At 45.7% G+C, this 23,155-nt stretch carries 24 protein-coding genes and 2 pseudogenes; 18 read left to right on the forward strand and 8 right to left on the reverse strand.

Annotated features, from left to right (window positions below; genetic code table 11):
* The first annotated feature begins 231 nt into the window (after window positions 1-231).
* The 4 genes from A8140_RS24140 (at window position 232) to A8140_RS24155 (ending at window position 4,463) form a co-directional block, all read left to right on the forward strand.
* The gene (locus A8140_RS24140) at window positions 232-2,490 is read left to right on the forward strand and encodes a ribonucleoside-diphosphate reductase subunit alpha (protein WP_005529515.1); all 2,259 of its coding nucleotides are present in this window, start codon (window positions 232-234) and stop codon (window positions 2,488-2,490) included.
* A 52-nt stretch (window positions 2,491-2,542) separates the two neighbouring features.
* A complete protein-coding gene (locus A8140_RS24145; protein ID WP_005529517.1) occupies window positions 2,543-3,475 on the forward strand; it encodes a ribonucleotide-diphosphate reductase subunit beta in 933 nt (310 codons plus the stop codon).
* Between the two features lie 25 nt (window positions 3,476-3,500).
* Window positions 3,501-3,743 carry a glutaredoxin family protein gene (locus A8140_RS24150; protein ID WP_005529518.1) on the forward strand — a complete coding sequence of 81 codons (243 nt, stop codon included), beginning with the start codon at window positions 3,501-3,503 and terminating at the stop codon, window positions 3,741-3,743.
* Between the two features lie 231 nt (window positions 3,744-3,974).
* Window positions 3,975-4,463 carry a GNAT family N-acetyltransferase gene (locus A8140_RS24155; protein ID WP_038862782.1) on the forward strand — a complete coding sequence of 163 codons (489 nt, stop codon included), beginning with the start codon at window positions 3,975-3,977 and terminating at the stop codon, window positions 4,461-4,463.
* Between the two features lie 92 nt (window positions 4,464-4,555).
* Here A8140_RS24155 and A8140_RS24160 read toward each other — a convergent pair whose 3' ends face one another.
* On the reverse strand, window positions 4,556-5,851 hold the full coding sequence (locus tag A8140_RS24160) for an alpha/beta fold hydrolase (protein ID WP_005529522.1): 1,296 nt from the start codon (window positions 5,849-5,851) through the stop codon (window positions 4,556-4,558).
* Window positions 5,852-6,107: 256 nt separating this feature from the next.
* Between A8140_RS24160 and A8140_RS24165 the strand changes: the two genes are divergently transcribed.
* Window positions 6,108-7,274 carry a D-alanyl-D-alanine carboxypeptidase family protein gene (locus A8140_RS24165; protein WP_005529523.1) on the forward strand — a complete coding sequence of 389 codons (1,167 nt, stop codon included), beginning with the start codon at window positions 6,108-6,110 and terminating at the stop codon, window positions 7,272-7,274.
* 115 nt (window positions 7,275-7,389) lie between these two features.
* Window positions 7,390-7,680: a putative quinol monooxygenase gene (locus tag A8140_RS24170; protein ID WP_005429323.1), complete on the forward strand. Its 291-nt coding sequence runs from the start codon at window positions 7,390-7,392 to the stop codon at window positions 7,678-7,680.
* Here A8140_RS24170 and A8140_RS24175 read toward each other — a convergent pair.
* A complete protein-coding gene (locus tag A8140_RS24175) occupies window positions 7,677-8,606 on the reverse strand; it encodes a LysR family transcriptional regulator (RefSeq protein ID WP_005529526.1) in 930 nt (309 codons plus the stop codon). The genes A8140_RS24170 and A8140_RS24175 overlap by 4 nt on opposite strands.
* A 133-nt stretch (window positions 8,607-8,739) precedes the next feature.
* Here A8140_RS24175 and A8140_RS24180 point away from each other — a divergent pair, with 133 nt between their 5' ends.
* Complete coding sequence (locus tag A8140_RS24180; protein WP_005429327.1) at window positions 8,740-8,958, forward strand: VF530 family protein; 219 nt, start codon at window positions 8,740-8,742, stop codon at window positions 8,956-8,958.
* A 309-nt stretch (window positions 8,959-9,267) separates the two neighbouring features.
* Here the strand turns inward: A8140_RS24180 and A8140_RS24185 are convergent, their stop codons facing one another.
* Window positions 9,268-9,720, reverse strand: coding sequence for an acyl-CoA thioesterase (locus tag A8140_RS24185; protein ID WP_005529529.1), 453 nt, complete (start codon window positions 9,718-9,720; stop codon window positions 9,268-9,270).
* A 209-nt stretch (window positions 9,721-9,929) separates the two neighbouring features.
* Between A8140_RS24185 and A8140_RS24190 the strand changes: the two genes are divergently transcribed.
* The 3 genes and pseudogenes from A8140_RS24190 to A8140_RS24200 form a co-directional block, all read left to right on the forward strand.
* On the forward strand, window positions 9,930-10,694 hold the full coding sequence (locus A8140_RS24190; RefSeq protein WP_005529532.1) for a ferredoxin--NADP reductase: 765 nt from the start codon (window positions 9,930-9,932) through the stop codon (window positions 10,692-10,694).
* Window positions 10,695-10,815: 121 nt separating this feature from the next.
* The gene (locus A8140_RS24195) at window positions 10,816-11,259 is read left to right on the forward strand and encodes an RDD family protein (protein ID WP_005529534.1); all 444 of its coding nucleotides are present in this window, start codon (window positions 10,816-10,818) and stop codon (window positions 11,257-11,259) included.
* A 126-nt stretch (window positions 11,260-11,385) separates the two neighbouring features.
* Window positions 11,386-11,649, forward strand: a pseudogene (locus A8140_RS24200) (DUF481 domain-containing protein); the annotation flags it as partial.
* A 140-nt stretch (window positions 11,650-11,789) separates the two neighbouring features.
* Here the strand turns inward: A8140_RS24200 and A8140_RS24205 are convergent.
* Window positions 11,790-12,458 carry a DUF2057 domain-containing protein gene (locus A8140_RS24205; RefSeq protein WP_005529538.1) on the reverse strand — a complete coding sequence of 223 codons (669 nt, stop codon included), beginning with the start codon at window positions 12,456-12,458 and terminating at the stop codon, window positions 11,790-11,792.
* 202 nt (window positions 12,459-12,660) lie between these two features.
* Window positions 12,661-12,969 (reverse strand): annotated as a pseudogene (locus A8140_RS24210) (AI-2E family transporter); the annotation flags it as partial.
* A 198-nt stretch (window positions 12,970-13,167) separates the two neighbouring features.
* Here A8140_RS24210 and A8140_RS24215 point away from each other — a divergent pair.
* Together A8140_RS24215 and A8140_RS24220 are read left to right on the forward strand one after the other, a co-directional pair.
* Window positions 13,168-14,046 carry a 6-carboxytetrahydropterin synthase gene (locus A8140_RS24215; protein WP_005529543.1) on the forward strand — a complete coding sequence of 293 codons (879 nt, stop codon included), beginning with the start codon at window positions 13,168-13,170 and terminating at the stop codon, window positions 14,044-14,046.
* A gap of 65 nt (window positions 14,047-14,111) precedes the next feature.
* The gene (locus tag A8140_RS24220) at window positions 14,112-14,999 is read left to right on the forward strand and encodes an aspartoacylase (protein WP_005529545.1); all 888 of its coding nucleotides are present in this window, start codon (window positions 14,112-14,114) and stop codon (window positions 14,997-14,999) included.
* Window positions 15,000-15,076: 77 nt separating this feature from the next.
* Here the strand turns inward: A8140_RS24220 and yidZ are convergent, their stop codons facing one another.
* The gene (gene yidZ / locus A8140_RS24225; protein WP_005529547.1) at window positions 15,077-16,036 is read right to left on the reverse strand and encodes an HTH-type transcriptional regulator YidZ; all 960 of its coding nucleotides are present in this window, start codon (window positions 16,034-16,036) and stop codon (window positions 15,077-15,079) included.
* Window positions 16,011-17,201 (reverse strand): MFS transporter, encoded by a 1,191-nt coding sequence (locus tag A8140_RS24230; protein ID WP_005529549.1) that lies wholly within the window; start codon window positions 17,199-17,201, stop codon window positions 16,011-16,013. The genes yidZ and A8140_RS24230 overlap by 26 nt, the downstream gene beginning before the upstream one ends.
* A 132-nt stretch (window positions 17,202-17,333) precedes the next feature.
* Here A8140_RS24230 and A8140_RS24235 point away from each other — a divergent pair, with 132 nt between their 5' ends.
* Both A8140_RS24235 and A8140_RS24240 read left to right on the forward strand, forming a co-directional pair.
* The gene (locus tag A8140_RS24235; protein ID WP_005529550.1) at window positions 17,334-17,804 is read left to right on the forward strand and encodes a GNAT family N-acetyltransferase; all 471 of its coding nucleotides are present in this window, start codon (window positions 17,334-17,336) and stop codon (window positions 17,802-17,804) included.
* A gap of 91 nt (window positions 17,805-17,895) precedes the next feature.
* The gene (locus A8140_RS24240) at window positions 17,896-18,354 is read left to right on the forward strand and encodes a GNAT family N-acetyltransferase (protein ID WP_005529552.1); all 459 of its coding nucleotides are present in this window, start codon (window positions 17,896-17,898) and stop codon (window positions 18,352-18,354) included.
* Window positions 18,355-18,389: 35 nt separating this feature from the next.
* Here the strand turns inward: A8140_RS24240 and A8140_RS24245 are convergent, their stop codons facing one another.
* Entirely contained in the window at window positions 18,390-18,902 is a 513-nt protein-coding gene (locus A8140_RS24245) for a DUF2799 domain-containing protein (protein WP_005529555.1), read from the reverse strand.
* 253 nt (window positions 18,903-19,155) lie between these two features.
* Between A8140_RS24245 and A8140_RS24250 the strand changes: the two genes are divergently transcribed.
* From A8140_RS24250 to A8140_RS24265, 4 genes are all read left to right on the forward strand, one after another.
* Entirely contained in the window at window positions 19,156-19,866 is a 711-nt protein-coding gene (locus A8140_RS24250; protein WP_005529557.1) for a response regulator, read from the forward strand.
* Complete coding sequence (gene creC, locus A8140_RS24255; protein WP_005529559.1) at window positions 19,866-21,308, forward strand: two-component system sensor histidine kinase CreC; 1,443 nt, start codon at window positions 19,866-19,868, stop codon at window positions 21,306-21,308. Before A8140_RS24250 ends, creC begins: the two co-directional genes overlap by 1 nt.
* A 75-nt stretch (window positions 21,309-21,383) precedes the next feature.
* On the forward strand, window positions 21,384-22,724 hold the full coding sequence (creD, locus tag A8140_RS24260) for a cell envelope integrity protein CreD (protein WP_005529561.1): 1,341 nt from the start codon (window positions 21,384-21,386) through the stop codon (window positions 22,722-22,724).
* Window positions 22,711-23,139 carry a ribosomal maturation YjgA family protein gene (locus tag A8140_RS24265; RefSeq protein WP_005529564.1) on the forward strand — a complete coding sequence of 143 codons (429 nt, stop codon included), beginning with the start codon at window positions 22,711-22,713 and terminating at the stop codon, window positions 23,137-23,139. The genes creD and A8140_RS24265 overlap by 14 nt, the downstream gene beginning before the upstream one ends.
* Window positions 23,140-23,155: the final 16 nt, after the last annotated feature.

A 23,155-nucleotide genomic window follows, 5' to 3' on the forward strand; every position in this document is an offset into this window, starting at 1 on the left:
GTTAATGAAAATTTAAGCTTTGTGGAAAACTTCATCACTTTGTCAGGTTTGCGGTGCTTGCCTCTGATTGCTGCTCCTGTCGAGCTTGGTGTCGGTGTCAATATGTTTCCTTACCCTCTCTATCGTCAGTTCTAACTTTTAAAAAACTATCTTGTAATGATAACTATTATCATCTAGATCTATTGCGTACATATGGTGCTCAACATTTAAACTACACACAAGATATAGGTTATGGACGTTATAAAACGAGATGGACGGAAAGAAAAAGCCAGTCTAGATAAGGTGACTCGAAGAGCCGAAGCGCTGGCTGATGGACTAAAAGTTGAACCTATTGCGGTTGCACAACGCGTGGTAAGCGGTTTGTACGACGGCATTAAGGTGACGGAAATCGATGTATTCCTCGCCGAAACGGCAGCAAGCCTTGCGACGGAACACCCTGATTATGCCAAGCTTGCTGCTCGCGTGATGGTGAGTTCTCTGCAAAAAGAAACCAGCGGATACGCCACTGCAACACGTGAGCTCTCTGAAATCGGTATTCTTTCCGATGCTTACGTGGACTTTGTTGCCAAGAATCAGTTTGCGCTCGAAGAGATGATTGACTACAAACGCGACTATCAGTTTGATTACTTCGGCTACAAAACTCTCGAGCGTTCCTACCTATTGAAAGTAAAAGGTGTGGTGGTTGAACGGCCACAAGATATGTTTATGCGCGTGGCGGTCGCTGTCGCGGGTGACGATCTTGAAGAAATTAGAGAGCTATACGATTTGCTCAGCCTTGGTTACTACACTCACGCTACGCCAACGCTGTTTAATGCTGGCTGTAAGATGCAACAACTATCTTCGTGTTTCCTATTAGCGATGCAAGAAGATTCCATCAACGGCATTTACGACACTCTCAAAGATTGTGCGCTGATTTCTAAATCGGCGGGTGGCATTGGGCTACACATCCACAATATTCGAGCGACGGGTGCGCCAATTATTGGCACTAACGGTGTGTCGAATGGCATTGTGCCAATGCTTAAAGTCTTCAATGAAACGGCTCGCTATGTGGACCAAGGTGGCGGTAAGCGTAAGGGCTCGTTTGCGGTTTATCTGGAACCTTGGCATGCGGATATCGAATCCTTCCTCGATTTACGTAAAAACCACGGTAAAGAAGAGTTCCGCGCACGTGATTTGTTCCTTGCTCTATGGGTGCCAGACTTGTTCATGGAACGTGTCGAAAACGACGCGGAATGGACTCTGTTTAGCCCACACAATACCAAAGGTTTGTCTGATTTGTACGGCGCTGAATTTACTCAGAAGTACCAAGAATACGAGCGTATGGGCTTGGGCGTGAAGACCATCAAAGCCCGCCAGTTGATGACGCAAATCATTGAGTCACAAGCCGAGACAGGTACGCCGTACATGCTCTACAAAGACGCGTGTAATGAAAAGTCGAATCAGAAAAATCTCGGCACCATTAAGTCGAGTAACTTGTGCGCAGAGATCATGGAAGTCTCAACGCCAGATGAAACGGCGGCTTGTAACTTGGCGTCTATGGCACTGCCTAAGTTCGTTACAGACGCGGGCTTTGATTTCGACAAACTTCATCAAGTCACCAAAGTCGCGATTAAGAACCTCGACCGTGTTATCGATGTGAACTATCACCCAACCGATAAGATTGAAAAATCGAACCACGCGCATCGTCCTGTTGGTTTGGGTATCCAAGGTTTGGCGGATGTGTTCTTCAAAATGCACTTTCCATTCGATAGCGAAGAAGCATTGCAGCTTAACCGTGACATCGCGGAAACCATGTATCACGCCTCCCTTGAAGCGTCTTGTGAAATCGCGGCGCAAAAAGGTGCGTACTCCAGTTATGACGGCTCACCAATCAGTCATGGTCAGTTCCAATTTGATCTGTGGGATGAACAACCAAGCAGCCGCTGGGATTGGTCACAGCTCAAGCGCCAAATCGCAGAGCATGGTGTGCGCAACTCGTTACTGATTGCTCAAATGCCAACGGCGTCGACAGCGCAAATTTTAGGTAACAACGAAGCGTTTGAAGCGCAAACCAGCAATATCTATAAACGCCAAACATTGTCGGGTGAGTTCATCATCATCAACAAACACTTGGTAAGCGATCTGGAACAACGTGGTCTTTGGACGAGCAAAATCCGTGACGCCATTATTCTCAATAACGGTTCAGTACAAGGCATCGATGCTATTCCAGACGATCTTCAATCCGTGTATCGCACCGTGTGGGAAATCTCTCAGAAGGTAATCATTGATATGTCGGCAGCTCGTGCCCCGTTTGTTTGCCAATCGCAGAGCCTCAACTTATGGCTCGCATCACCAACGTTCGCCCAAATCAATGCGATGCACTTCTACGCGTGGAAACGTGGTCTGAAAACCGGCATGTACTACTTGCGCTCTAAGCCATCAACGAATGCGGTGAAGGTCACCGTTGGTCAGCAAAGCGAAGATGAAGATTGCCTAAACTGCGGCGCATAAACCTCTCTCGTCAATTAAAAAGATTCACATCAACCGAAAGTAAGGAAACGGTATGATTGTTAAAAACAAATTTAGCTTGTTCCCCATTCAATACGAAGAGATTTGGCAAGCGTACAAAACGCACGAAGCGGCATTCTGGACCACAGAAGAACTCGACTTTGCTCAAGATCTTGCTGATCTTGCCAAGCTGACCGAAGGCGAAAAGCACTTCATTCGACATGTGTTGGCGTTCTTTGCCCAGAGCGAAGGGATGATCAACGAGAACTTATTGACTCGATTTTATGGCGAAATTGAAATCGCAGAAGCACGCTGCTTCCTTGCTTTGCAGGCATTTAATGAGGTTATTCACGCAGAGACTTACGCACTGCAACTCGAAACTTACATTCCCGATGTTGAAGAGCGTGAGCGCTTGTTCAATGCGATTGAAAACGTCCCGACCGTGAAGCGTAAGGCGGAGTGGGTAATGAAGTGGATCTCTTCCGATAAACCTTTGGCAATGCGTTTGATCGCATTTGGTTTGGTGGAAGGCTTGTTCTTCGCTGGCAGCTTCTGTGCCATTTACTACTTCCGTAAACGTGGTTTGCTGGCTGGTTTGGCAGCAAGCAATGACTTGATTGCTCGTGATGAAGGGTTGCACTTTAGCTTCTCTGCGCTGCTATTCAAAACCTTGGGGCAGGGCAAAGTGACGCAACAAGAGTTTGAAGAGATTTGCCGAGAAGCGGTTTCAATTGAGAAAGAGTTTGTAACGGAAGCCCTACCGGTGGACTTGATTGGTATGAATGCAGAACTAATGTGCCAGTACATTGAACACACTGCCGATGTTATCGCTGGTTTGTTTGGGTTCACCCCGATCTTTGGTGCGGAAAACCCATTTGATTACATGCGTTTGCTGGACATGGAAGGAAAGACCAACTTCTTCGAAAAACGCGTTACTGAGTACAAACGACCACAAGATCGCCAGCTGAGTTTTGATGCAGATTTCTAACGGCAAGGAATAGCAGAGAAGAGTGATGAAAATAGAAATGTACAGCAAGGAGCAGTGCTCCCAATGTGAAACCGCAGCAATGTGGTTGCAAAATCAGGGCTTTAACGTGGCAACGCTCAAGTTGGATGTGGAATTTGACCGAGAAACCTTGTTCGAGTTATTCCCAACCGCAAGAAGCTACCCACAGTTTATGCTTGATGGCGAACCCATTGGCGATTTCAGTCGCTTAAAATCCGCACTCGCTTTTGAGCAAAATGCCGCTTTCTAAATTAGGTCTCTAATCCCCTTTTATTGAGAAAAGGGGATTTTTATTTCCACTTAAATTTTGTGGGTGTTCAAATTATCATTAAAAACTCAGAAAAGTGTAGAAAACGTACTCGACATGCATGGTCGAAATTTGTACTGTTGATGTGCTTCACATTCCTACAACTTCTTATCCGATAATCAGTTGAAGCAAAGATCTGTGCTTGATGCAGATCGGTTGGCAAAGGAATTCAATATGCAACAGTTCCACATCAGAAGACTAAGAGAAGAAGACGTCCCTCTGTTGAAAACGCTCTTAGTTGAACTCGACACTTCCCACTATGAGGCTGAGCCAGACTTCTACCGCTCACCGGAGGAAATGGCAAAGCTCAGAGAGGAACGTAATACCTTCGATAAATATTTTGATGGCAGCATCACGGCTTTTATTGCTTGTTCACACCGAGAAGTAGTTGGTTTTATCTCTGGTACCGTTCGAGAGGTTAACTCGATGCTTTCTCCGGAAAAATGCATCGGTTATATCAACGAATTAGTGGTGTCTGAAAGCCACCGAAATTTAGGTATTGGTTTGTCTTTGATGGATAAAATCGAGAGCGACTTATGCAGCCAAGGCATTGAAGAAATTGGTTTAAACGTGGCTTCATTTAATCACGAAGGCGAGGATTTTTATCATAAGATGGGTTACCGCGTTATCACCAAAATGATGACTAAGCGGGTCAAAGATTAATCGTAACAAGCACTCAAACCAGAATAAAAAGCGCCTCTCTATCTCGTGATAAAGAGGCGTTTTTCTATCTAGGTTTTCTGAGCGTTAGCCGCTTATTTCAGTGTCGCTTCGGTTTGTTTTCCCATTGCAATTAACTTGTCGAGAATGCGCTCGCCATCCGCGCGAAGACCGTTGTGCTCATATTCGTTGGTGATCCACGCTTTTGAGTTCGGTATCGCAGCGAGTGTTTCACGGCTAATGTCCATTTCTACAAACATATCGTCGGCATAGACGGCACAGCTTACCGGCACCTTATTGTTTGCCAGTTGCTGCGCATCGTATAGTAGCGTCCAATTGGCTTTTTCTGCCAGTAATTCTGCTGCCTCTTTTAATGGCTTTAGATTTACGTATTGGTCGAACATCCAAGGGAAGACCATTTCGCCAGTGAAGTAGAACGGCTTGCCTTGTTCGTAGTTGAACGCATCGTGCTCTTGACGTACTCGGTGCGCGCTCCAGCGAGAAGCAAATCCTTGGCAGTAAATCGACTCGTGCAGAATCGCGTAAATTGGATTGGTCTGGAAGTTTTGCTGCGCCAACATGTCGTTGAGGAATTCATAACGAAGCTGAGGTTTACCGTTCGCTTCAATCAAGGCACTTTCTAGCCAGTAGTAAGTTGGCAAGAAGGTATCACTGACACCAAAGTTAATCCCAATTTGTTGGAACTGTTCAACAGTAAAACGCTGACCATTTGGCAGAAACTCTTCGTGCTCCAATAAGTGATTGGCAATGTTTTGGCACAGTTGCTGCGCTTGTGGGAATTGCTGGAAGAAGGCTTGGTTCTTCTCCATCGTGCGCTTGAATGTTGCGTGGTACACATCATCCGCATGACGAGAAACCGAAGGCACACCACCTGTGATATAGCTTTGCAGCAAACTGTCTGGGAATAGCGATAGGTAAGTTAATGAACAGAAACCACCAAAGCTCTGACCTAAAATCGCCCACTTCTTAACGCCAAATTGTTCGCGGATAAATTCCGCATCGCGAACAATGTTGTCTGCGCGGAAGTGGCTTAAGTAGTCTGCTTGTTGCTCCGGCGTGAGGTGCGTAAGAGTCTGATGATTGATCACGCTGCTGTTGCCAGTGCCGCGTTGGTCGAGCAGCAGTACACGATACTCACTCAGCGCGCGCTTGATCCAGCCGTTGTTTCCGTTTGGACGAGGAGAAGGGAAGCCCGGACCGCCTTGAAAATACACTAGCCATGGTTTTTTTGAGTCTTCATCGCCGACTAAACAAACGGAGCGAGCGAAGACGTTGATCGTGCCTTTGCTTAGATCTTGGTAATCCAGTGGCACGGTGAACGAGTGGGGCGTGTAATGCAATCCTGCGTCGATAAATGATTGAGCGTTCATTGTTATGGTCTGTCCTTGTTTATAGTCGCTTTACGATATCGAATTCCTTATTAGAAACAACCGATTTGTTGTAAGAACTCGATTTTTGACTCCTGAAAGGCAATCAAAACTGAAACTCTTCGATCTTTCCGTGTTGGTATGCACTGAGTGAACTATGATCTGTTAGGTGAAGTTTGGAAATCACTGTCTTATCACCATCTTGAACAGTTTTTATGAAACGAGACATTTGGCGGTCATTGACCATGGAGGATGCTTGATGAACACGTCACTAACCCGAATTACGCTTGCTTGTTTATTACTACAGACTTTTAGCGCACCCGCACTGGCGGTCGTAACGCCGAATCCGCCTCAGTTGCAGGCGAAAGGTTATGTGCTAATGGACTTTCAGTCCGGCGCTATTATTGCGGAGCAAAACGCGCGTGCTGGATTAGCCCCTGCCAGTTTAACTAAGCTTATGACGGCCTATGTGGTAGGTACAGAGATCAAAGCTGGGCGACTCAATTGGGACGACAAAGTGACGGTGAGTGAAAACGCGTGGTCGGCCAAATTCCCGGATTCATCAAAAATGTTTATCCAACCCAAAGATGAAATCACCGTTGCTAACCTAATGCGCGGCGTGATCATCCAGTCCGGTAATGATGCCTGTGTGGCGCTCGCCGAGCACGTTGCCGGTAGCGAAGGAGCATTTGTCGCGCTCATGAACGGTTGGGCGGACAAGCTCAGTTTGAATGATACCTACTTTGTTAACTCGCATGGTCTGGATAGCGAGGGCATTCAAACTTCTCCTAATGACATGGCGACGCTGATGCAATCCATCATCAATGACGTGCCTGAAGTCTATGCCCTCTATAGTGAGAAGGTGTTCAAGTGGAACAAGATCACCCAATACAACCGCAATAAGTTGCTATGGGATAAATCGATGGATGTCGATGGAGGTAAAACGGGCTACACCAGCAATGCGGGATACAGTTTGGTGAGCTCTGCTAAACAAGGAAAGATGCGATTGATCTCTGTCGTCATGGGGACGCCAAGTAAACAATCGCGAATCACCCAGTCTAAGAACTTACTCAGTTACGGCTTCCGTTTTTATGATACCAAACAAGTGGCAAAACAGGGAGAAGTGCAGGCGAGTGCAAAAGTGTGGAAAGGCGATGTCAGTGAGATTGATTTGGGCTTTGCTCAAGATGCGTACCTGACGCTGCCTCGTTCTCTAACCGCTGGTTTAGACAAGAGCGTGGTCGTGAATGAACCGTTGATAGCACCCATCGCGAAAGGCGATGTGGTTGGTAAAGTCGTGTGGAAGAGTGACGATCAAACAGTAGCAAGCTATCCGTTGGTAAGTAACCAAGCGGTGGAAGAGGGCTTATGGATTGGTAAGTTATGGGACAGTTTGGTGCTGTGGGTGAAATCGTTGTTTAATTAGCGTCAGATAAATTTTCAAATTTATTTTGAAAAAGTTATTCGCTCAGGTCGATTTTTCTCTTGGGTGGAAAGGAGTAGATTGTTGGAATATAGAAACACACTCAAAGAGATAAAAAATGATCCATCTAGTCGCGGAAATTAAAGCTTTTCCTGACCATATTGAACAGGTTACTCAGTTACTTACTGAACTACTCGCTCCCACTCGTGAAGAAGAGGGATGTTGCCAATACGAGCTGTATTTGGATGAAAAAATCGAAGGCCTGTTTATGTTCCAAGAAATGTGGGCATCGCAAGAAGCTTTAGACAAGCACTTACAAAGCCCTCACATTGCCCAATGTTTTTCTACATTAGAAAAGAACGGCCTACTTGAGTACACCCATATCCGACCGATGACGTTCGTTGGTTAACGCTCTGAACAGAATGTTGTCAGTACAGACTTCCTTTGCTGGCAACATTTCTCTTGGATAAAATCTCGGAAAGTACGAATCGTTGGTGTTAGCAATCGACGATCAGCGCACACCATGTAAAGCGGTACGGGACCACAATCCCACTCAGGCAGTACGCGTACCAATCTTCCTTCAATCAAATCTTGGCTGATGTCCATCAGTGATTTATTGGTAATGCCTTTGCCTTTAATTGCTAATCGATGGGATAAGTCACTGTCGTTACTGAGTAGCTTGCCACTTACGACAACCTGTTCTGTTTCACCTTCGCGAGTCAGTGTCCATTTGTTGTATACCGAGTCCGCTACCATGTAACACAAGCAGTTGTGCTGGTGGAGATCTTCTGGTTTAGTCAATTCTGGATTACTTGCAACGTATTCTGGGGAGGCACATAAGATCCGTTCGTTCGCACCGCATAATGCCAGCACAACTAAGTTAGAATCTGCGGGTTCACCGTATCGAATCGCAATATCGACGGGTTTGGTGTACATATCCGTCAAGCTGTCAGACAGCTCTAACTTGATGGAGACGTTCGGGTAGAGCTCGATAAACTCATCGACCCAATCAAGCAGCATGTTACGACCAAAGTCAGATGGTGCCGTGATGTGCAATTGACCTGATAACTCACCACGCGCGCTTGAGATCTGATCCAAACCTTCTTGCAATGTTGCCAATGCTTGGGTGGTTTTATCTAGGAACAGTTCACCTTCGGAGGTTAGGCGCAGGCTGCGAGTCGAGCGTACAAACAGCGGAAAGCCAATCTGCCCTTCAAGACGTTTGATCGATGCACTGATGGCTGCAGGTGTCATGTCCATGCTGTTGGCGGCTTTCGAAAAACTGCCTTGGCGTGCGGTTTCGACAAAGATATTCAGATCGTTGAGGGCTTTCATAATGAAAAGGGGCTTTTAAGAAGTTTGAGCTACTATAGGGGAGAGTCGCAGGGCAATTCAAGGCTAAAACATTAGGTTGCACGGCGAGTTTGAGTTAGATTAGCGCGCAACTTCACTTTACTGGATCCATAGCATGAGCCAACAGCAGCCGAATAACCCACTTCACGGGTTGAGTTTAGAAAAAATCCTTACCCGTTTAGTTGAGCACTTTGGGTGGAAGGGAATGCATGAGCGCGTTCGTGTTAATTGTTTTCAGAAAGATCCTTCGATTAAATCGTCGTTGAAGTTCCTGCGTAAAACGCAATGGGCGAGAGATAAGGTGGAAGCGCTGTACATCGAGACGTTCTGTTAATTGGATTTGGTTAACGTCTCAAAGAGATATTCCGGATGGCTCGCTCGGGCTCGTCCGGAATGACGTCTGAGCTCGCATTGAGGGCTGAGCGCCCGAGCGAGAAGCGTGATTCAGAATATATTGAGTTTATTCACTGCTTTATGGTCTGCAGCAAGCGGTAAGTAGATTCTTAGTCTCGCCTTGGCTCGCTAGAATGACACAGCTTTTCTTATAACGTAAGCTGGAAGAGTTCCTCTGCGTCATTCCCGATAGCGACGAAGGAGCGCAGTCGGAAATCTCGATTCTAATCTCTCGCATCTCGCCTCTTTATTATTCCAAATGATGCGTACTGCCCACGTTGCTTTCCAGTTCTAAAATCGACTGGCGAACATGGTCTGGAATTGCGGCTTTCACGTTGTTCTTAAAATCAAACATCACACCAGTGGCGGTGGCGACAGTCACAATCTTGCCCCACTTCTTGCTAAGCACTTGGTATTCCATTGTCATGCGATCGTCTTGCATGTCGATAACGCGTGAGCCAATTAAAAGCGTATCTGGAAAAGTAACGGGCAGCTTGTAACGGCATTGAGTTTCACTTAAAACCGGACCGATGTGAGACGTCTGCAAATCTACCAATAGATTAATCTTGTTGAAGTAGTCCAAACGCGCGGTCTCGAAGTAACGAAAATACACCGCATTGTTAACGTGTTGCAGGGCGTCCATCTCTCCCCAAGCGACTTTGATTTCCGTAATCACTGGGAATTCTTTTAATAACGTATCCATTACTCATGTTCCTTTTTCATCGACGTTGCCGCAATTTGCTGAGCGACTTATCACTTTGAGTATTTATTCTAGATGGAATTGATTAAATTGTAATAAAATTGTATGTAAATTGTGAAATAGAATGGTTGCTTATTTTTGTAAACTAAAAACTTTACATAGTCAGTTGTGAGGCGTAGGTTTAAGTAAGTGCAACCAAAAGGAGATGTCCGATGACAGAGCTGAAAGGTTTCAATCTTGCCAGAGTAGAAAAACGAATCGACTGGACAGGTGAGCTGTTCAGTTTAAGGGTGTCCGGTGCGCCTCTCTCCTTCAAAGCCGGACAATTTACTAAACTCGCTCTGCTCGACGAACAGGGCAACTCAATCAGCCGTGCGTACTCGGTGGTAAATGCACCTAGTGAGCAGTTTGAATGGCTTGAATTCCTAATTGTCGCGAATCCAGAAGGGCAACTAACTCCAAGGCTGCAGCAGCTTCAAACGGGCGACAGCATCTATGTGGGTGAGACCGCTCATGGCGATCTGGTCCACGACACCATCCCCAAACACGCCAATGATCTCTGGCTACTTTCTACGGGGACGGGGATAGGTCCTTTCCTTTCTTTACTCGATGACATCAACTTGTTGCCGCACTGCGATCATATTGTGTTAGTACATGGCGTGCGCTATGAAAGGGACTTGGTGTACAAATACTTGATCGAACAGCTTCAGCAGCGTTATGACGGTCGCTTGCGTTACGTGCCGATTGTTAGCCGAGAAAATGCTCCGAATAAGTTACAAGGTCGTATTCCAGCCTTGATCGCTTCAGGAGAGCTGGCTAACTGTGCTGACCGGCCTTTTTCTAAAGAAAACAGTTTTGTGATGATGTGCGGTAATCCTGAGATGATCAAAGATACCTCGCCTGTTTTGCAAGAGTTGGGGTTAGAAAAATATCGAGCTCGTACGGGTGGTAATATCATTTACGAGAGATATTGGTGAGCACTGACTAATTTTTAGATCATCTCACTTCTGAGAGAGCGTCACAAATATAACGTCTCTTAATTGAGCATGCCTAGTCTCGTCTCTAGAATGCATCAGATTGCATTTGAGGGGATTAGGTATGAGTCGTTCTATTGCCAAGAGAAAGCAAAGGATTATTGGCGGTTTCATCGATCTGTTGATCGTAACGGGATTCGTGTTGCTGATCGCGTTGACCATCAATTCATTTGTGAATGGCTTCGAACTCTCCTTGAGTGAAAACCTTCAGTTAGTAAAAGATACCAAGGCTAGCTACGTACTCACCATACCTATGTTGATGTTAGTGAATTGGAATTTGCTTAGGGAAGGGCAAACCATAGGTATGCGGCTCGTTGGTATTAAAGTCGTGATGAAGAACGGTCACGATACGACGAAAGTCACTGCTTCACTTCGATTGTGTCTAAGCTATTTAATTGAGATGCTTATACCATTTACTTCACTATTGAACATCGTTTTGCTTTTTTGCCATCCAGAGCAACGTTTGTTGCACGACATGCTTTCGGGCACCAAAGTCGTCAATTGCTAAGCCACTCGCTTATCCTGCATTACAATCTTTGTTTCATTCAGAGTTGCGATCGAGTCAACTTCTTATATCTCCCTTCCTACAACTACACTTTCTTCAGACATAAATTCAATCGCTTAGGATTCAAGGATGATGAAAAAAGCAGGTTGGGCAGTGTGCCTTGCGGCGCTCACTTCTTTTGCTACGATGGCTGGCGAATGGGAGGTGGAAGTGGGTGGCTTTTTCTCTCGCACTGATACAAAACTCAACGCTTACGACCCTTACCTCGACAAAATTCGCACCATTGATTTCGAATCTGATCTCGATTTGAAAGAGTTCACCGTGCTGCCTTATGTCGAAGTGGAGTATTACTTCAACAAAAAGCACAGCGTTTACGTTGATTGGCGTGGACTATGAAAGTGATAAGTCCGAGCTCGATGTTACCTACCGATTCTATGGTCCAATGCTGACCTAGGCGTATAAATTCTGAATTAAAAAAGCCACACTCGAGTGTGGCTTTTTGCATTGAATCTTTCGTTAACTACACAACGGGCTTATTGCTGGTTGATGTAGTCTTTAAAGCGCGCTTGTGTCTCAGCGTCCGCTTTTTGGTACCAGAAATGTAGCATTTCTTCAGCCGTTGAATCTGCTTTCATTGTCGCAGGCTTAGTTTGCTTCATGTCTGCTGGAATTTTTGCAGGAAGTGTTACAGGTTGAACCGCTGCTGTTGCAACACCGATTGCCGCTACGCCACCTGTCTTGTTGTAATCTTCCACTTCGCGCACGTAATTACGACCGATTTGCATGCCAGGTTTGATTAGCTTGTCTTGCTCTACCGCAATTGCGTTGCCAGAAGCATCAATCAGTTTCCAATCTAGGTCTTTGATTTTGTCTTCCGCTTGGCGAAGGTCTCGGTATTCAGGAACTTGTATGCTTAGTTCTGCGCCCGCTGCGTCGAAACGAGTTACGATAACGTCACTTTCCACGCTTAGGCGATCATTGCCTTGGCTGAAGTATGGTGAGTAACGGAATACAACTTGGTTAACGCCATCTGGCAGAGTTAGTGAACGTTCAGAAGCAAAGAAGCCACCCGATAATTTCACTTTCTCGCCGTTAGCCGCCAAAATAGAAACGTCGTCAGGAACGGTTACTGTCACATCCGCGAAAGCCATGCCACTCATTGCCAGAGCAAGCGCGCAAGTTAAAGGCTTGATCAATTTCATTGTTTTTATCCTAAGCACTGTATTGGTGGTCATCGAGAGTGCATCGTTCATTGTCTGATTGCAACTCCCTAATGTAAGAAGATTGAAAATTTAACAAGAACGTCATTTTAATCGGATAGCAAACAATGAAACTGTGAACTTAGTTGCGCAAACCGCTGCAAAGGCAGCGGTTTGTTTCAATTGATGAGGTGATTAATAAAGATTAGATGACCGCACCGTGTCCTGATTCGGCTTGTGCTTCATCCTTCTCTTCTCGCAAGCTCTCTTCTTGCTGTTGTGCTTTCTCAATGCTCAACCACCAAACGAACAGTTCGTACCAAATTGCTAGGATAACGGCACCCAAGAACAGGCCAACGATGCCATAGAAGAGCATACCACCTATTGCACCAAGCAGAATCACTGGCATTGGAACATCAACCCCGCGGCCCATCGACATTGGTTTAAACAAGTTCTCAGAAAGCGCTGCCACTACAACCCAAACCGTAAACATGGTTGCTGTGCTTGCCGCCTGTAAAGTGCGAGCAAAGTCAGCTGTGCGACACCAAAAAATAACAATGCTTCATTAACAGCTGCTAGTTTTACTTAAACAAAAGAGAACAAGTGCAGCATTGAGTCAAAAAGTCATCATATTGCGAAATTGAGTAACAATAGCAAGTGTTATAATATAACAATTTGATTTTAATGCTCGATATAGAATGAGGAATTCAGATTGAATCTATTTGTTAACGATCTCACGGTTATTGATGCTTCATACCTGTGTCAAACACGAGGCATGGTGGGTGAGAGTTGGATTCTGGACGTAGTAATGCATGGTGATCTCAATGAGATGAGCATGGTGCTGGATTTCTCTAAAGTGAAAAAACAAATCAAGCAATTGGTGGATCAATATGTTGATCACCGTTTGCTTATACCCGTAAAGAACGAGGCGGTGGAAATTACCAATGCCGAAGCGGGCTATTCTCAAGTGGATCTTATGCGTGGAGAAAAGAGTATTCACCTGAATTGCCCCGATGAAGCATTTTGTTTTGTGAACGCGGAAGACATCTCAATAGAGAGCTTAACGCAACACATCCACGACGTCCTGCAAGGTCATCTGCCAAGTAATGTCGCATCGATTGATCTGACCTTGCGTCATGAAAAACTTGATGGTGCGTATTATCACTACACCCACGGTTTGAAAAAACACGACGGTAACTGCCAGCGCATTGCGCACGGGCATCGCTCACCGATTCAAATTTTGGTTGATGGTCAGCGAGATACCGTTCGTGAGCACGCTTTTGCACAGCGTTGGCAAGATATCTACCTCGCATCCATCGAAGACTTAGTCGAGATTGGCCACCTGGATCTAAGCGAACACGCAAGCCTCATCAACTGTGACACGCATTTTGGTTTCCGATACGCCACTTCACAAGGTGACTTCCAACTCGCTATCGCGCACAGCGAAACCGAGGTATTGAACACCGATACGACGGTAGAGTTGTTGGCTGTGTTTGTCGCAAATGAAATCGCTCCTTCATTGGATGAAGGACAGTCGTTACAAATCATTGCTTATGAAGGCGTAGGGAAAGGAGCAATGGCCTTTCGCTAAAAAGCACGGCGCTGCTCAACCTCAACCAAAACTCACTTTTACTCAATATTTGGAATATCACTTTTATGGACAAACTTAATCGTGTTCTGCTCGTAGCAGGCACGCATGGTAATGAGCTTTCTGGCATTTATCTTCAGAAGCTCATCAAAGATCGTCTTTACGATGCTGAACGCTCTACGTTCAGCACTCAATGTGTGCTTGGCAACCCGGAAGCGGTAAAGCAAAACGTTCGTTATGTTGAGACGGATTTAAACCGCGAGTTTGCGCTTGCGAATTCATCAGCCTCTTCTCATCGTGAAGGCGGGAGCCTGCAAGAGACAGAATTGGCAAAGCAATTTACCCAAACTCATGCCGCTGAAGAAAAGCAACTTATTGTCGACCTACATAACACCACCAGTAACATGGGCGCGACCTTGATTTTGGTTTCTAACGACGTGTTCTATCGCAAGATGGGGGCTTATGTGAAGCAACGCATGCCAGAAGCCAACATCTTGTTTGAAGACAGAAAAGCGTGGGATGACCAACCTTACTTGTGCACCACTGGGCAGCATGGTGTGATGATCGAAGTTGGGGCTCAAGCGCATGGTTCGCTAAACTACGAGACTCTAGAGCTGATGAAAAAGATGCTGACCATGGTATTAGATTACCTTGAGCAGCATAACCTTGGTCAAGTTGGTGAGTTGAACAACTATGATGCATATTTTTATACTGAAGAAGTGATGATCCCTGTTGACCACGATGGAATGCGTGTTGCGATAGTGCACCCTATGATCTGTGGACGAGATTTCGAAGTGGTGAAACCCGGAGAGCCCTTGCTTGCGACTTTCTTTGGTTACGACATTTTTTGGGAAGGCAAACAGGAGATCTATCCGCACTTCATCAATGAGAGTGCATACAGCAAAGCCAATATCGCTATGGCTCTTGCTGAGAAAAGGCAGGTTAATGTGGAATAAGCAGCGGCTGATTTGAAGCGCATTTAGAAACTCTAAGTGGGATGACATTTTCACCCCACTTAGCTGCTAATTGCTCGTCACGGTTGGCTGGAAAAAAGCAACCTAATGGTATTTCGTAACCACACCAGTTTTGGGTTGTAAGCATTCCGTTTGTGCCAAATCATGGTGAATGGGATCAGCAGTTTATCTTGTTGAGTTTGTTCCAATGGAATGGGTAGGCACACCAAATCTGGATGCAGCTTCTTGGTGTAACTCTCGCAGTACTGCGGCGCTGTGGTCAGCATATTGTGGTGTGGTTGCGCGGCCATAAACAGAGACTGCTCGAAGCTCGACATGGTTAAGCCAATAGAGCGCTGTAGGCCAAGTTCACTCAACACTTCATCTAAAGCCCATGTTTCACTCTTTTCCCAAACAATGTTGATGTGTTGATAGCTCAAAAAGGTCTCAAGATTCCATTCCTGCTTCAAAGCAGGGTGATTCTTGTGCAAGTACACCATAGGTAAATCTGAGAACAATACTTCAAAATCGAGGAAGTAAGGGAGCAGGTCGAGTGACTCTTTCGAGCGGGGATGGCTCTCTCTTCCGGTAAAGCCGATGTCTGCCTCTCCACGCACAATCGCATCGAGTGAATCGTAATCCCAGTTACTGGTTTTGACTTTGGCGTCTGGGTAGCGCTGGTGGATTGCAACAAGAAGATTATCAAGAATCGTCAGCACTAACGGGGATTCAATGGTCAGATCAAAGCGTATGCCTTTTGGGGCTATATCGCTGCGTTTCTCCGCAATTTGGCTGCCAATTTGTAGCCATTCCGCCAGATCTTGCTCCATGCTTTGCGCTAACGGAGTGGGTGCTAATCCCTTTGGTGTTTTGACAAACAGAGGATCATCAAACCAGTCACGAAGCTTATTAAGCGATTTACTTACCGTTGAAGGCGTGACGTTTAATTTCTTCGACGCTTTAGAAACACTCTGCTCTTGCAGCAGCAATTGCAGAGTGAACAACAAGTTGAGATCAAGACGAGCTAGTGACTTCTTCATAGTGGCTTTCATGAGCAGGCATAGGAATAAATAGTATTAGAGACAAGCTGATTACGCCACCTATTGCTAACATAAACACCAACATATTCAGCGCATTAACGCCGATGAACCCCATAAACCAGATGTAGAGGGCAGAGCAACATACTTGAGCGATGCCCAGCAGTGAGCTTGCTACACCAGCATGCAGAGAGAAAGGGCTGAGCGCTTGACTCATAGCCACGCCAAAGCCAATCGAGAAGCCAGCGCAAATTAGCCCAAATCCGAATAAGTAAAATGGGATTCCCCATTGGTTTAGATGCGCAAAACCAATCACCATCGCAGCACTGACAAGCAAGGTTTGCGAAATCAACATCAGAGTACGTTGCTTAAAGTAAGACAAAGCCAATGGCGCAGAGAAAGAAGTGATCATACTGACTAATGCTGTGCCAGCCATGACCGAAGAGTAGCCACCACGATCAAAACCAAGTTCGCCCATCACCAGCATTGGAGAGACATCCACGTAGGTAAGAATGGTGGTCACGCCAATGGCAGTAATGATGAGTCGGCTGATAAAAAAGCGTTCACAGAAGTTTTCTTGGTTAGAAGCTGAAGCGGTGTTTTGTTGTGGGATGACGCTAGGTTTCGATTCTTTCAGCACCAAGACTGAAAGCAAACAAACCACCACACCCATGCCTGCCATAGTGGTAAACAGACTCTGCCAAGGGAATTTAAGCATGATCAAGTGCCCAATCACTGGCGCGATGACCGGAATGATGCAGGTAATGCCGTTGAGCATAGATAGCACTGTAGGGCGGCGTTTATCATCCAACGTGTCTCTTAGAATGGCAAAAGCAACCACGTAACAAGAGCCTGCTCCAATACCTTGGGCAAAACGTGAGATTAAAAATGCAGTGGATTGCTCAGCCATGCTACCAAGCAGTGATGCCGCAATGAAGATCGCAGCGCCAACCATAGCCATGGGTTTGCGGCCAATGGAATCGGCAATCTTGCCTGCAAATAGCATAGTGGCTGCCATTCCCGCGAGATAGATAGAGAACGCGATATGTAATTGTGACTCGTTGGCGTGTAAATCGGCTGCAATTTGTGGCAAACCTACAAGGTAAAGATCAATCGCGGTAGGATAGAGTAATACAAGGGAAAAACTACAAAGCAGAAAACGGAACATAATAACCTCACTGACAATTGGCGAGGATAATAAAATGTGAAACGTTTGCCTGCGAGTGGGAATTACGACCGTAGGTATTTCCATTTACGACATACCCTGTATGAATCGAATGTAAATTAAACAAGGATGACCATGATTACTATTGAAAAGTATACGCCATGTCGACACGCTCAAACCATTGAGCTGCAAGTCTTGGAAGATCAAGCTCAGTTTACGGTTGAGAATATTGGTAAGCGGTTGGAAAGTCTTAAACCGACAGAGCTGCCTCATTTGATCCTTGAAGATGATCGTGTCGTCGGGTTCTTTTTATTTGATGCTGCGTACAGTGAAGATTATGACTTTTGCCCTCAAAGAAGTTTAGGTGTTCGCTCATTACTGGTGGATCATCGCCATCAAGGCAAAGGTATTGCGAAGCAAGCAATCGGGCTGTTTGGGGATTTTGTTAAGTTGCATTACCCAACGTTTGAATTTCTCTACCTAACGGTTAATTGTCGAAACGTCCCCGCCTACCAGTGTTACCTAAAGGCGGGCTTTGAAGATACTAACGAGCTGTATCATGGTGGTCCGGTTGGGCCTCAGCACATCATGCGACAAGGGTTGTAAAGAAGAACAAAGCAATAGATTGTACTTACTAAAGTTTTGCAATAAATTTGATGCAATTGAATGAATAACCACGAACTCTCAAGGAAGACATGTGAACATTGAAGTCGATAATTTAGAAAGAGCAGAGGTCATTGCGCTGCTAGAAGAGCATTTGCAAGATATGTATGCCACGTCGCCACCAGAGAGCGTACATGCGTTAGATTTGGATAGACTGAAAGCGCCAGAAGTGACATTTTGGACTGGATGGAGAGAGAAACAGCTACTTGGTTGTGCTGCGATTAAGGAATTGGACGAGCAACACGCAGAGCTGAAATCAATGCGCACTACGCCATCGGCAAGAGGCCAAGGTGTGGCGTCTCAATTATTGATTCATGTGATTGAGCAAGCAAAGCAAAAAGGGCTACGACGATTAAGCCTAGAAACGGGTTCGATGGAATTTTTTGAGCCTGCCCGTCTGCTGTATGAGAAACATGGCTTTGTCTACTGTAAGCCGTTCGGGGATTACGAACTCGATCCGAACAGCCAATTTATGACCCTAGAGCTGAGCTAGGGCCATGGATTTTTAGCAAACGAAATGCAGCGGTTTTAGAAGTTCAAATTGAAATTAATGGTTGGTGTGAGCAGTTGTGAACGCTCATCTGCTAGCCTTTTTCTCTTTTCTTTTAATCGCTTAGAATTTTCTTTATCAGGATTGTTGTCTAGCTGATTGTCGATAACCGAGATTTCGGTATCGATTTGTTGGATACGCTGTTGGCGTTGATATTCCTGACGACCTAATTGGTAATTTTCAAGAAATTGCTTGTTGCTGCATACGCCATAATATTCTCTGCCCTCACTTCCCACGGTGTAACCGTTGTCTGGAGAGCAATAGATGATGGTGCCTTTATCGAAGCCTTCTTTCCACTGCGCGCGATTTGGAGTCACCCCGGCCTCGTTACAGTCTTCGGTATAACTATTAATAATGCTTGGCGCGTTGCCGTTTAAGCCATTTTGGTATCCGACGTTGTACCAGTCCGCGGTTTTACATTCTTCGGGAGACATGCTGGCACAGCCAGAGAGCAAAGTGATTAACGTTAAGGGGAGTAGTGCTCTTTTCATCCGTTATTGTCCTTTAAATTGATTCCAACCAAAGAGTGTAAAATGAACACTGTTCATATCAATGGGTGAAATCATTGTATTCGCAAATGTAGTGAGTCATCAGTGCGGGTGATAAGTTCCATTATTTGAATGAATTTTGTTTTATTAATATCTCTCGCGGATTTTGCCATTGCTGTATCAATCCGATAGCCTCTGCATCAAAGTAAGGGATAACCCCAACACAAAAATAAATATCGTCAACGAGGTTAAGACAATGAGCGACCAATCAACTGTCGTTATTATTGAGGATGAATCTGCTATTGCAGAAAACCTCATTCATGTATTAGAGATGGATGGCTATCATGCGGCGTGGTTTGCAACGGCAGGCGAGGGTTTAGCTTTTTTGCAACAAAACCCAGCAGCGTTACTTGTGTTGGATGTTGGTTTACCGGATGGCAATGGTTTTGAATTGTGCAAAACCATCCGTGAGTTTTCTGATATTCCGATTATCTTTCTCACTGCAAGAAGCGATGAAATTGAACGTGTAGTGGGCTTGGAGATTGGCGCGGATGATTACGTGACTAAGCCATTTAGCCCGCGTGAAATGTTGGCTCGTATTAAACTTCGAATCAAAGCTAAAGCGCCGATGATGGAGCACAAACCGGAGTCTGTGACTGTTCCAGAACAACCTCAATTGAGCCATGACTTGGTTGCGCAAAACTTCGACTATGGTATTGGCGGGCAAATGCTTGGGTTAACTGCGGTGGAGTTCAAGATCCTCAATAAACTGATTTCTGTCTCTTCCAATGTATTGAGTCGAGAGCAGCTTATGATCGCTGCTGATATGGCGCCAGAGGCTGCATATGAGCGTAATATCGATACCCACATCAAAGCGATTCGCCACAAGTTGAAGCCGGTTGAGATGTCTGAACGCATCTGTACTAAGCGTGGCTTTGGGTACTTTTACTGCATTAAAGGTGAATGATGAATCGCTGGCCGAAGATCCCGCTTGGACTCAGACTGTTTTTTCTCTACTTCATCTTAGTCGGAATGACGGCTTACATGGTGAGTAAAACTGTCGTCCAAGAGCTTAAGCCAACTGTGCGTCAAACCACCGAAGAGACGCTGGTGGATATGGCGAACTTACTCGCGGTATTGGCTGAAGAGGACGTCGCGAACGACAAGTTATCTGAGAGTCGCTTTTCCAAACTGCTAGCGGCTTATGGGCAGCGAGAACCTCAAGCGCGCATTTGGGAAATCGGCAAAAAAGCGATTAACCATCGAATTTACATAACTGATAAACAAGGCATTGTGATTGCAGATTCTTGGCAGCAAGATGTAGGCAAAGACTACTCGCAATGGAATGATGTGTATCTCACGTTGCGTGGTCAATACGGCGCGCGCAGTACCATTGAAGACCCGAAAGATCCACTCTCAACCGTTATGCACGTTGCTGCGCCCATTTACCACAAAGGCGAAATCATTGGCAGCGTAACGGTGGCAAAATCCAATCGCTCAGTACAACCTTTCATCGATCTCTCTAAACGCAATGTGTTGTTTTGGATGGTGTGGATGAGTGGCTTAGTGCTACTGGCAGGGGCATTGTTTGCTTGGCGAATTCACTCGGCACTGAACAAGCTAGAAGACTACGCGACCAAAATGGGTGAGGGCGAAAAGGTCTCTAAGCCTACATTTCGTATCTTCTATGAGTACGGCACGCTAAGCGACGCATTGGAGAAAATGCGCAACCAACTCGACGGCAAACAATATGTGGAAGAGTACGTACAGACGCTGACTCATGAGCTGAAAAGTCCGTTATCAGCGATTAAAGGCGCGAGTGAAATATTGCAAATGCCGTTGCCTGAAGAAAAGGTCACGCGCTTTGCTGGCAACATTGAGCGAGAAAGCGACCGCATGCAGTCATTGATTGATAAGTTGCTAGAACTTGCTCGTCTTGAAAAGCGCCCCGAGCTAGAGCAAGTCGAAGCTATCTCGCTAAAACAAATGGTCAATGAAGTGGTTCAATCGGCGGATGCGCGTTTGAGTGCTAAGTCGGTCACTGCCAACATCCAAATTGATGACCATCTCGCCGTGCTTGGTGATGCCTTCTTACTGAAACAAGCCGTTTTTAACTTGATGGATAATGCGCTGGATTTTGTTCATTCAGATGGAGGTATTGAATGGAAAGCTGAGGTCACGAAAGAGAAAGTGTGCCTATCGATTTTCAATTCAGGTCCTCACATTCCCGACTACGCGATACCTCGTTTGACCGAGCGCTTCTACTCCCTCGCTCGGGAAAATGGCGTTAAGAGCACTGGGCTTGGGCTTAATTTTGTTGAGCAAGTGGTCAAGCTGCACAAAGGTAAGTTACAAGTAGAAAACGTCGATTCTGGTGTGAAAGTGACCTTGATTTTACCAACTCCATAGAAACTCCACATTAGCTCCATTCGTTCTCCAAATTGCTGATTTAGATTACTCCCATCAGCAAATGGAGAATGAAATATGAAAAAGATCCTCAATAACCAACTCGGCACGAAGTTCTCCTTCGTGCTGTTTTTGTTTGTTTTACTGCAAATCCCACTTTCAATGGTCACAGGGCTGATCTCAGAACGCTCATATCGCCAAGATGAAGTCAGAAATGACATCGCACGCAGCAGCAGCGGCGAACAGCGCATCATTGGTCCATTCATCATGGTTAACTACACCGAAACCAGTTACCGAGATGACAAAGTACAGATTAAAGAGCGTCGTAAATTCCTCCTACCTAGCACTTTTGATATGAGCGCAAATCTGGACAGTTTTGAAAAGTACCGAGGTATTTACCGTGCGCGTTTATACAAAGCGCAAGTGTCGCTGAAAGGCGCTTTTGATGCAGACGATGTCGCGGCGTTGCAGGGGCTTGATATTGAAAACATGAGTCTAGTGGTTGGCATTGAAGACAGCCGCGGATTGATTCGTTTGGATGACATGACCATGGCGAGTGCTGATATCGAAGTCGCACCGGGAACAGGGCTAGACCAGTTACCACAAGGCTTCCACAATGCTCTGACACTTGCAGACCTAAACACAGAGCAACCTTTGGCGTTCGATCTTAACTTCTTGCTGCAAGGGATGGGGCAGCTTCAAGTCACACCAATCGGCAGTCAAACAACGGTTGAGCTCTCTTCAGCTTGGGCACATCCAAGCTTTATCGGTGATTACTTACCGGTGTCGTCAGAAGTATCTGAAGATGGATTTAACGCACAATGGGCGAGCAACAATTTCTCAACCAATATCGCGCAGCTGTTCCAAAGCTGTTTGTCATCTAATCACGCTTGTCACGAGCTTGAACAGCGACAAATGGGCGTAGATTTGATTGATCCCGTGGACCACTATCTGAAATCTCACCGAGCAGTGAACTATTCACTGTTGGTTATCACATTAGTATTTGCGAGTTTCTTCTTGCTGGAGCTGTTCCAAGCGCGTCCGGTTCACCCAGTACAATACGGCTTTATTGGTCTGGCTTTAGCGCTTTTCTATCTGTTGCTGATTTCGATGAGTGAACACCTCGGCTTCAACTGGGCATATGTGGTGTCGGCAGTCGCATCGACTGGGCTTTTAAGTGTGTACGTGAGCGGTATGTTGAGTAACACCAAACACGGCGCGATATTCGGAGCGTGTTTGCTCACTCTTTATGGATTGCTGTTTGGCTTGCTACAAGCAGAGAGTTACGCATTGGTCATGGGGACATTACTGTGTTTCGCGATTTTGAGCTTCACTATGGTCATTACACGCAACATCGACTGGTACGCACGAAATAAGAAAGTGGAAGAAAGCGCAGAGGCGAATCATGAAGATGTTTAAGCGAGCCACTCTCGCTGGTCGGCCAAGCGATATGGTGATAGAGACGTCCGCTATCCACTTGCAATTTTCTGCAAAAAATGGACTCAGAAGCTTGGTGTGTTTTATCGCATTGGTCGTTATCGCGCTCTTTGTTCGAGACAGCTTTATTCGTCCGACATTTGGCGATGTTCTGGTTGTGGTTTGGCTCTACTACTTTCTCGCAAGCTTGTTTTCCATGTCCGTTAACTGGCTGGTTTCATTGGTGGTGTTGATTGCGTTTGCCGTCGAGTTGGGGCAATTGTTACAGGTTGCTGTTTGGCTTGGTATCGAACCTTCATCGCCTCTGGCTGTAATTTTGGGCGCCACATTTGATTGGAAAGATCTGCTAGCTTACTGCATCGGAGGTTTACTGTGTTGGTGGATGGAAAAGAAATGAAAACCGAGCTGAAAGC

This window comes from Vibrio campbellii CAIM 519 = NBRC 15631 = ATCC 25920 (assembly GCF_002163755.1).
Classification (GTDB): Bacteria; Pseudomonadota; Gammaproteobacteria; order Enterobacterales; family Vibrionaceae; genus Vibrio; species Vibrio campbellii.

What these genes read in the sequence shown, in the direction of transcription:
- A8140_RS24150 (WP_005529518.1), top strand. Translation starts at nt 3,501, where the DNA reads ATGAAAATAGAAATGTACAGCAAGGAGCAGTGCTCCCAATGTGAAACC.
- creD (WP_005529561.1), top strand. Translation starts at nt 21,384, where the DNA reads ATGAAAAAGATCCTCAATAACCAACTCGGCACGAAGTTCTCCTTCGTG.
- A8140_RS24195 (WP_005529534.1), top strand. Translation starts at nt 10,816, where the DNA reads ATGAGTCGTTCTATTGCCAAGAGAAAGCAAAGGATTATTGGCGGTTTC.
- A8140_RS24220 (WP_005529545.1), top strand. Translation starts at nt 14,112, where the DNA reads ATGGACAAACTTAATCGTGTTCTGCTCGTAGCAGGCACGCATGGTAAT.
- A8140_RS24180 (WP_005429327.1), top strand. Translation starts at nt 8,740, where the DNA reads ATGAGCCAACAGCAGCCGAATAACCCACTTCACGGGTTGAGTTTAGAA.
- A8140_RS24205 (WP_005529538.1), bottom strand. Translation starts at nt 12,458, where the DNA reads ATGAAATTGATCAAGCCTTTAACTTGCGCGCTTGCTCTGGCAATGAGT.
- A8140_RS24250 (WP_005529557.1), top strand. Translation starts at nt 19,156, where the DNA reads ATGAGCGACCAATCAACTGTCGTTATTATTGAGGATGAATCTGCTATT.
- A8140_RS24245 (WP_005529555.1), bottom strand. Translation starts at nt 18,902, where the DNA reads ATGAAAAGAGCACTACTCCCCTTAACGTTAATCACTTTGCTCTCTGGC.
- creC (WP_005529559.1), top strand. Translation starts at nt 19,866, where the DNA reads ATGAATCGCTGGCCGAAGATCCCGCTTGGACTCAGACTGTTTTTTCTC.
- A8140_RS24265 (WP_005529564.1), top strand. Translation starts at nt 22,711, where the DNA reads ATGAAGATGTTTAAGCGAGCCACTCTCGCTGGTCGGCCAAGCGATATG.
- A8140_RS24165 (WP_005529523.1), top strand. Translation starts at nt 6,108, where the DNA reads ATGAACACGTCACTAACCCGAATTACGCTTGCTTGTTTATTACTACAG.
- yidZ (WP_005529547.1), bottom strand. Translation starts at nt 16,036, where the DNA reads ATGAAGAAGTCACTAGCTCGTCTTGATCTCAACTTGTTGTTCACTCTG.
- A8140_RS24190 (WP_005529532.1), top strand. Translation starts at nt 9,930, where the DNA reads ATGACAGAGCTGAAAGGTTTCAATCTTGCCAGAGTAGAAAAACGAATC.
- A8140_RS24175 (WP_005529526.1), bottom strand. Translation starts at nt 8,606, where the DNA reads ATGAAAGCCCTCAACGATCTGAATATCTTTGTCGAAACCGCACGCCAA.
- A8140_RS24235 (WP_005529550.1), top strand. Translation starts at nt 17,334, where the DNA reads ATGATTACTATTGAAAAGTATACGCCATGTCGACACGCTCAAACCATT.
- A8140_RS24155 (WP_038862782.1), top strand. Translation starts at nt 3,975, where the DNA reads ATGCAACAGTTCCACATCAGAAGACTAAGAGAAGAAGACGTCCCTCTG.
- A8140_RS24145 (WP_005529517.1), top strand. Translation starts at nt 2,543, where the DNA reads ATGATTGTTAAAAACAAATTTAGCTTGTTCCCCATTCAATACGAAGAG.
- A8140_RS24185 (WP_005529529.1), bottom strand. Translation starts at nt 9,720, where the DNA reads ATGGATACGTTATTAAAAGAATTCCCAGTGATTACGGAAATCAAAGTC.
- A8140_RS24170 (WP_005429323.1), top strand. Translation starts at nt 7,390, where the DNA reads ATGATCCATCTAGTCGCGGAAATTAAAGCTTTTCCTGACCATATTGAA.
- A8140_RS24230 (WP_005529549.1), bottom strand. Translation starts at nt 17,201, where the DNA reads ATGTTCCGTTTTCTGCTTTGTAGTTTTTCCCTTGTATTACTCTATCCT.
- A8140_RS24140 (WP_005529515.1), top strand. Translation starts at nt 232, where the DNA reads ATGGACGTTATAAAACGAGATGGACGGAAAGAAAAAGCCAGTCTAGAT.
- A8140_RS24160 (WP_005529522.1), bottom strand. Translation starts at nt 5,851, where the DNA reads ATGAACGCTCAATCATTTATCGACGCAGGATTGCATTACACGCCCCAC.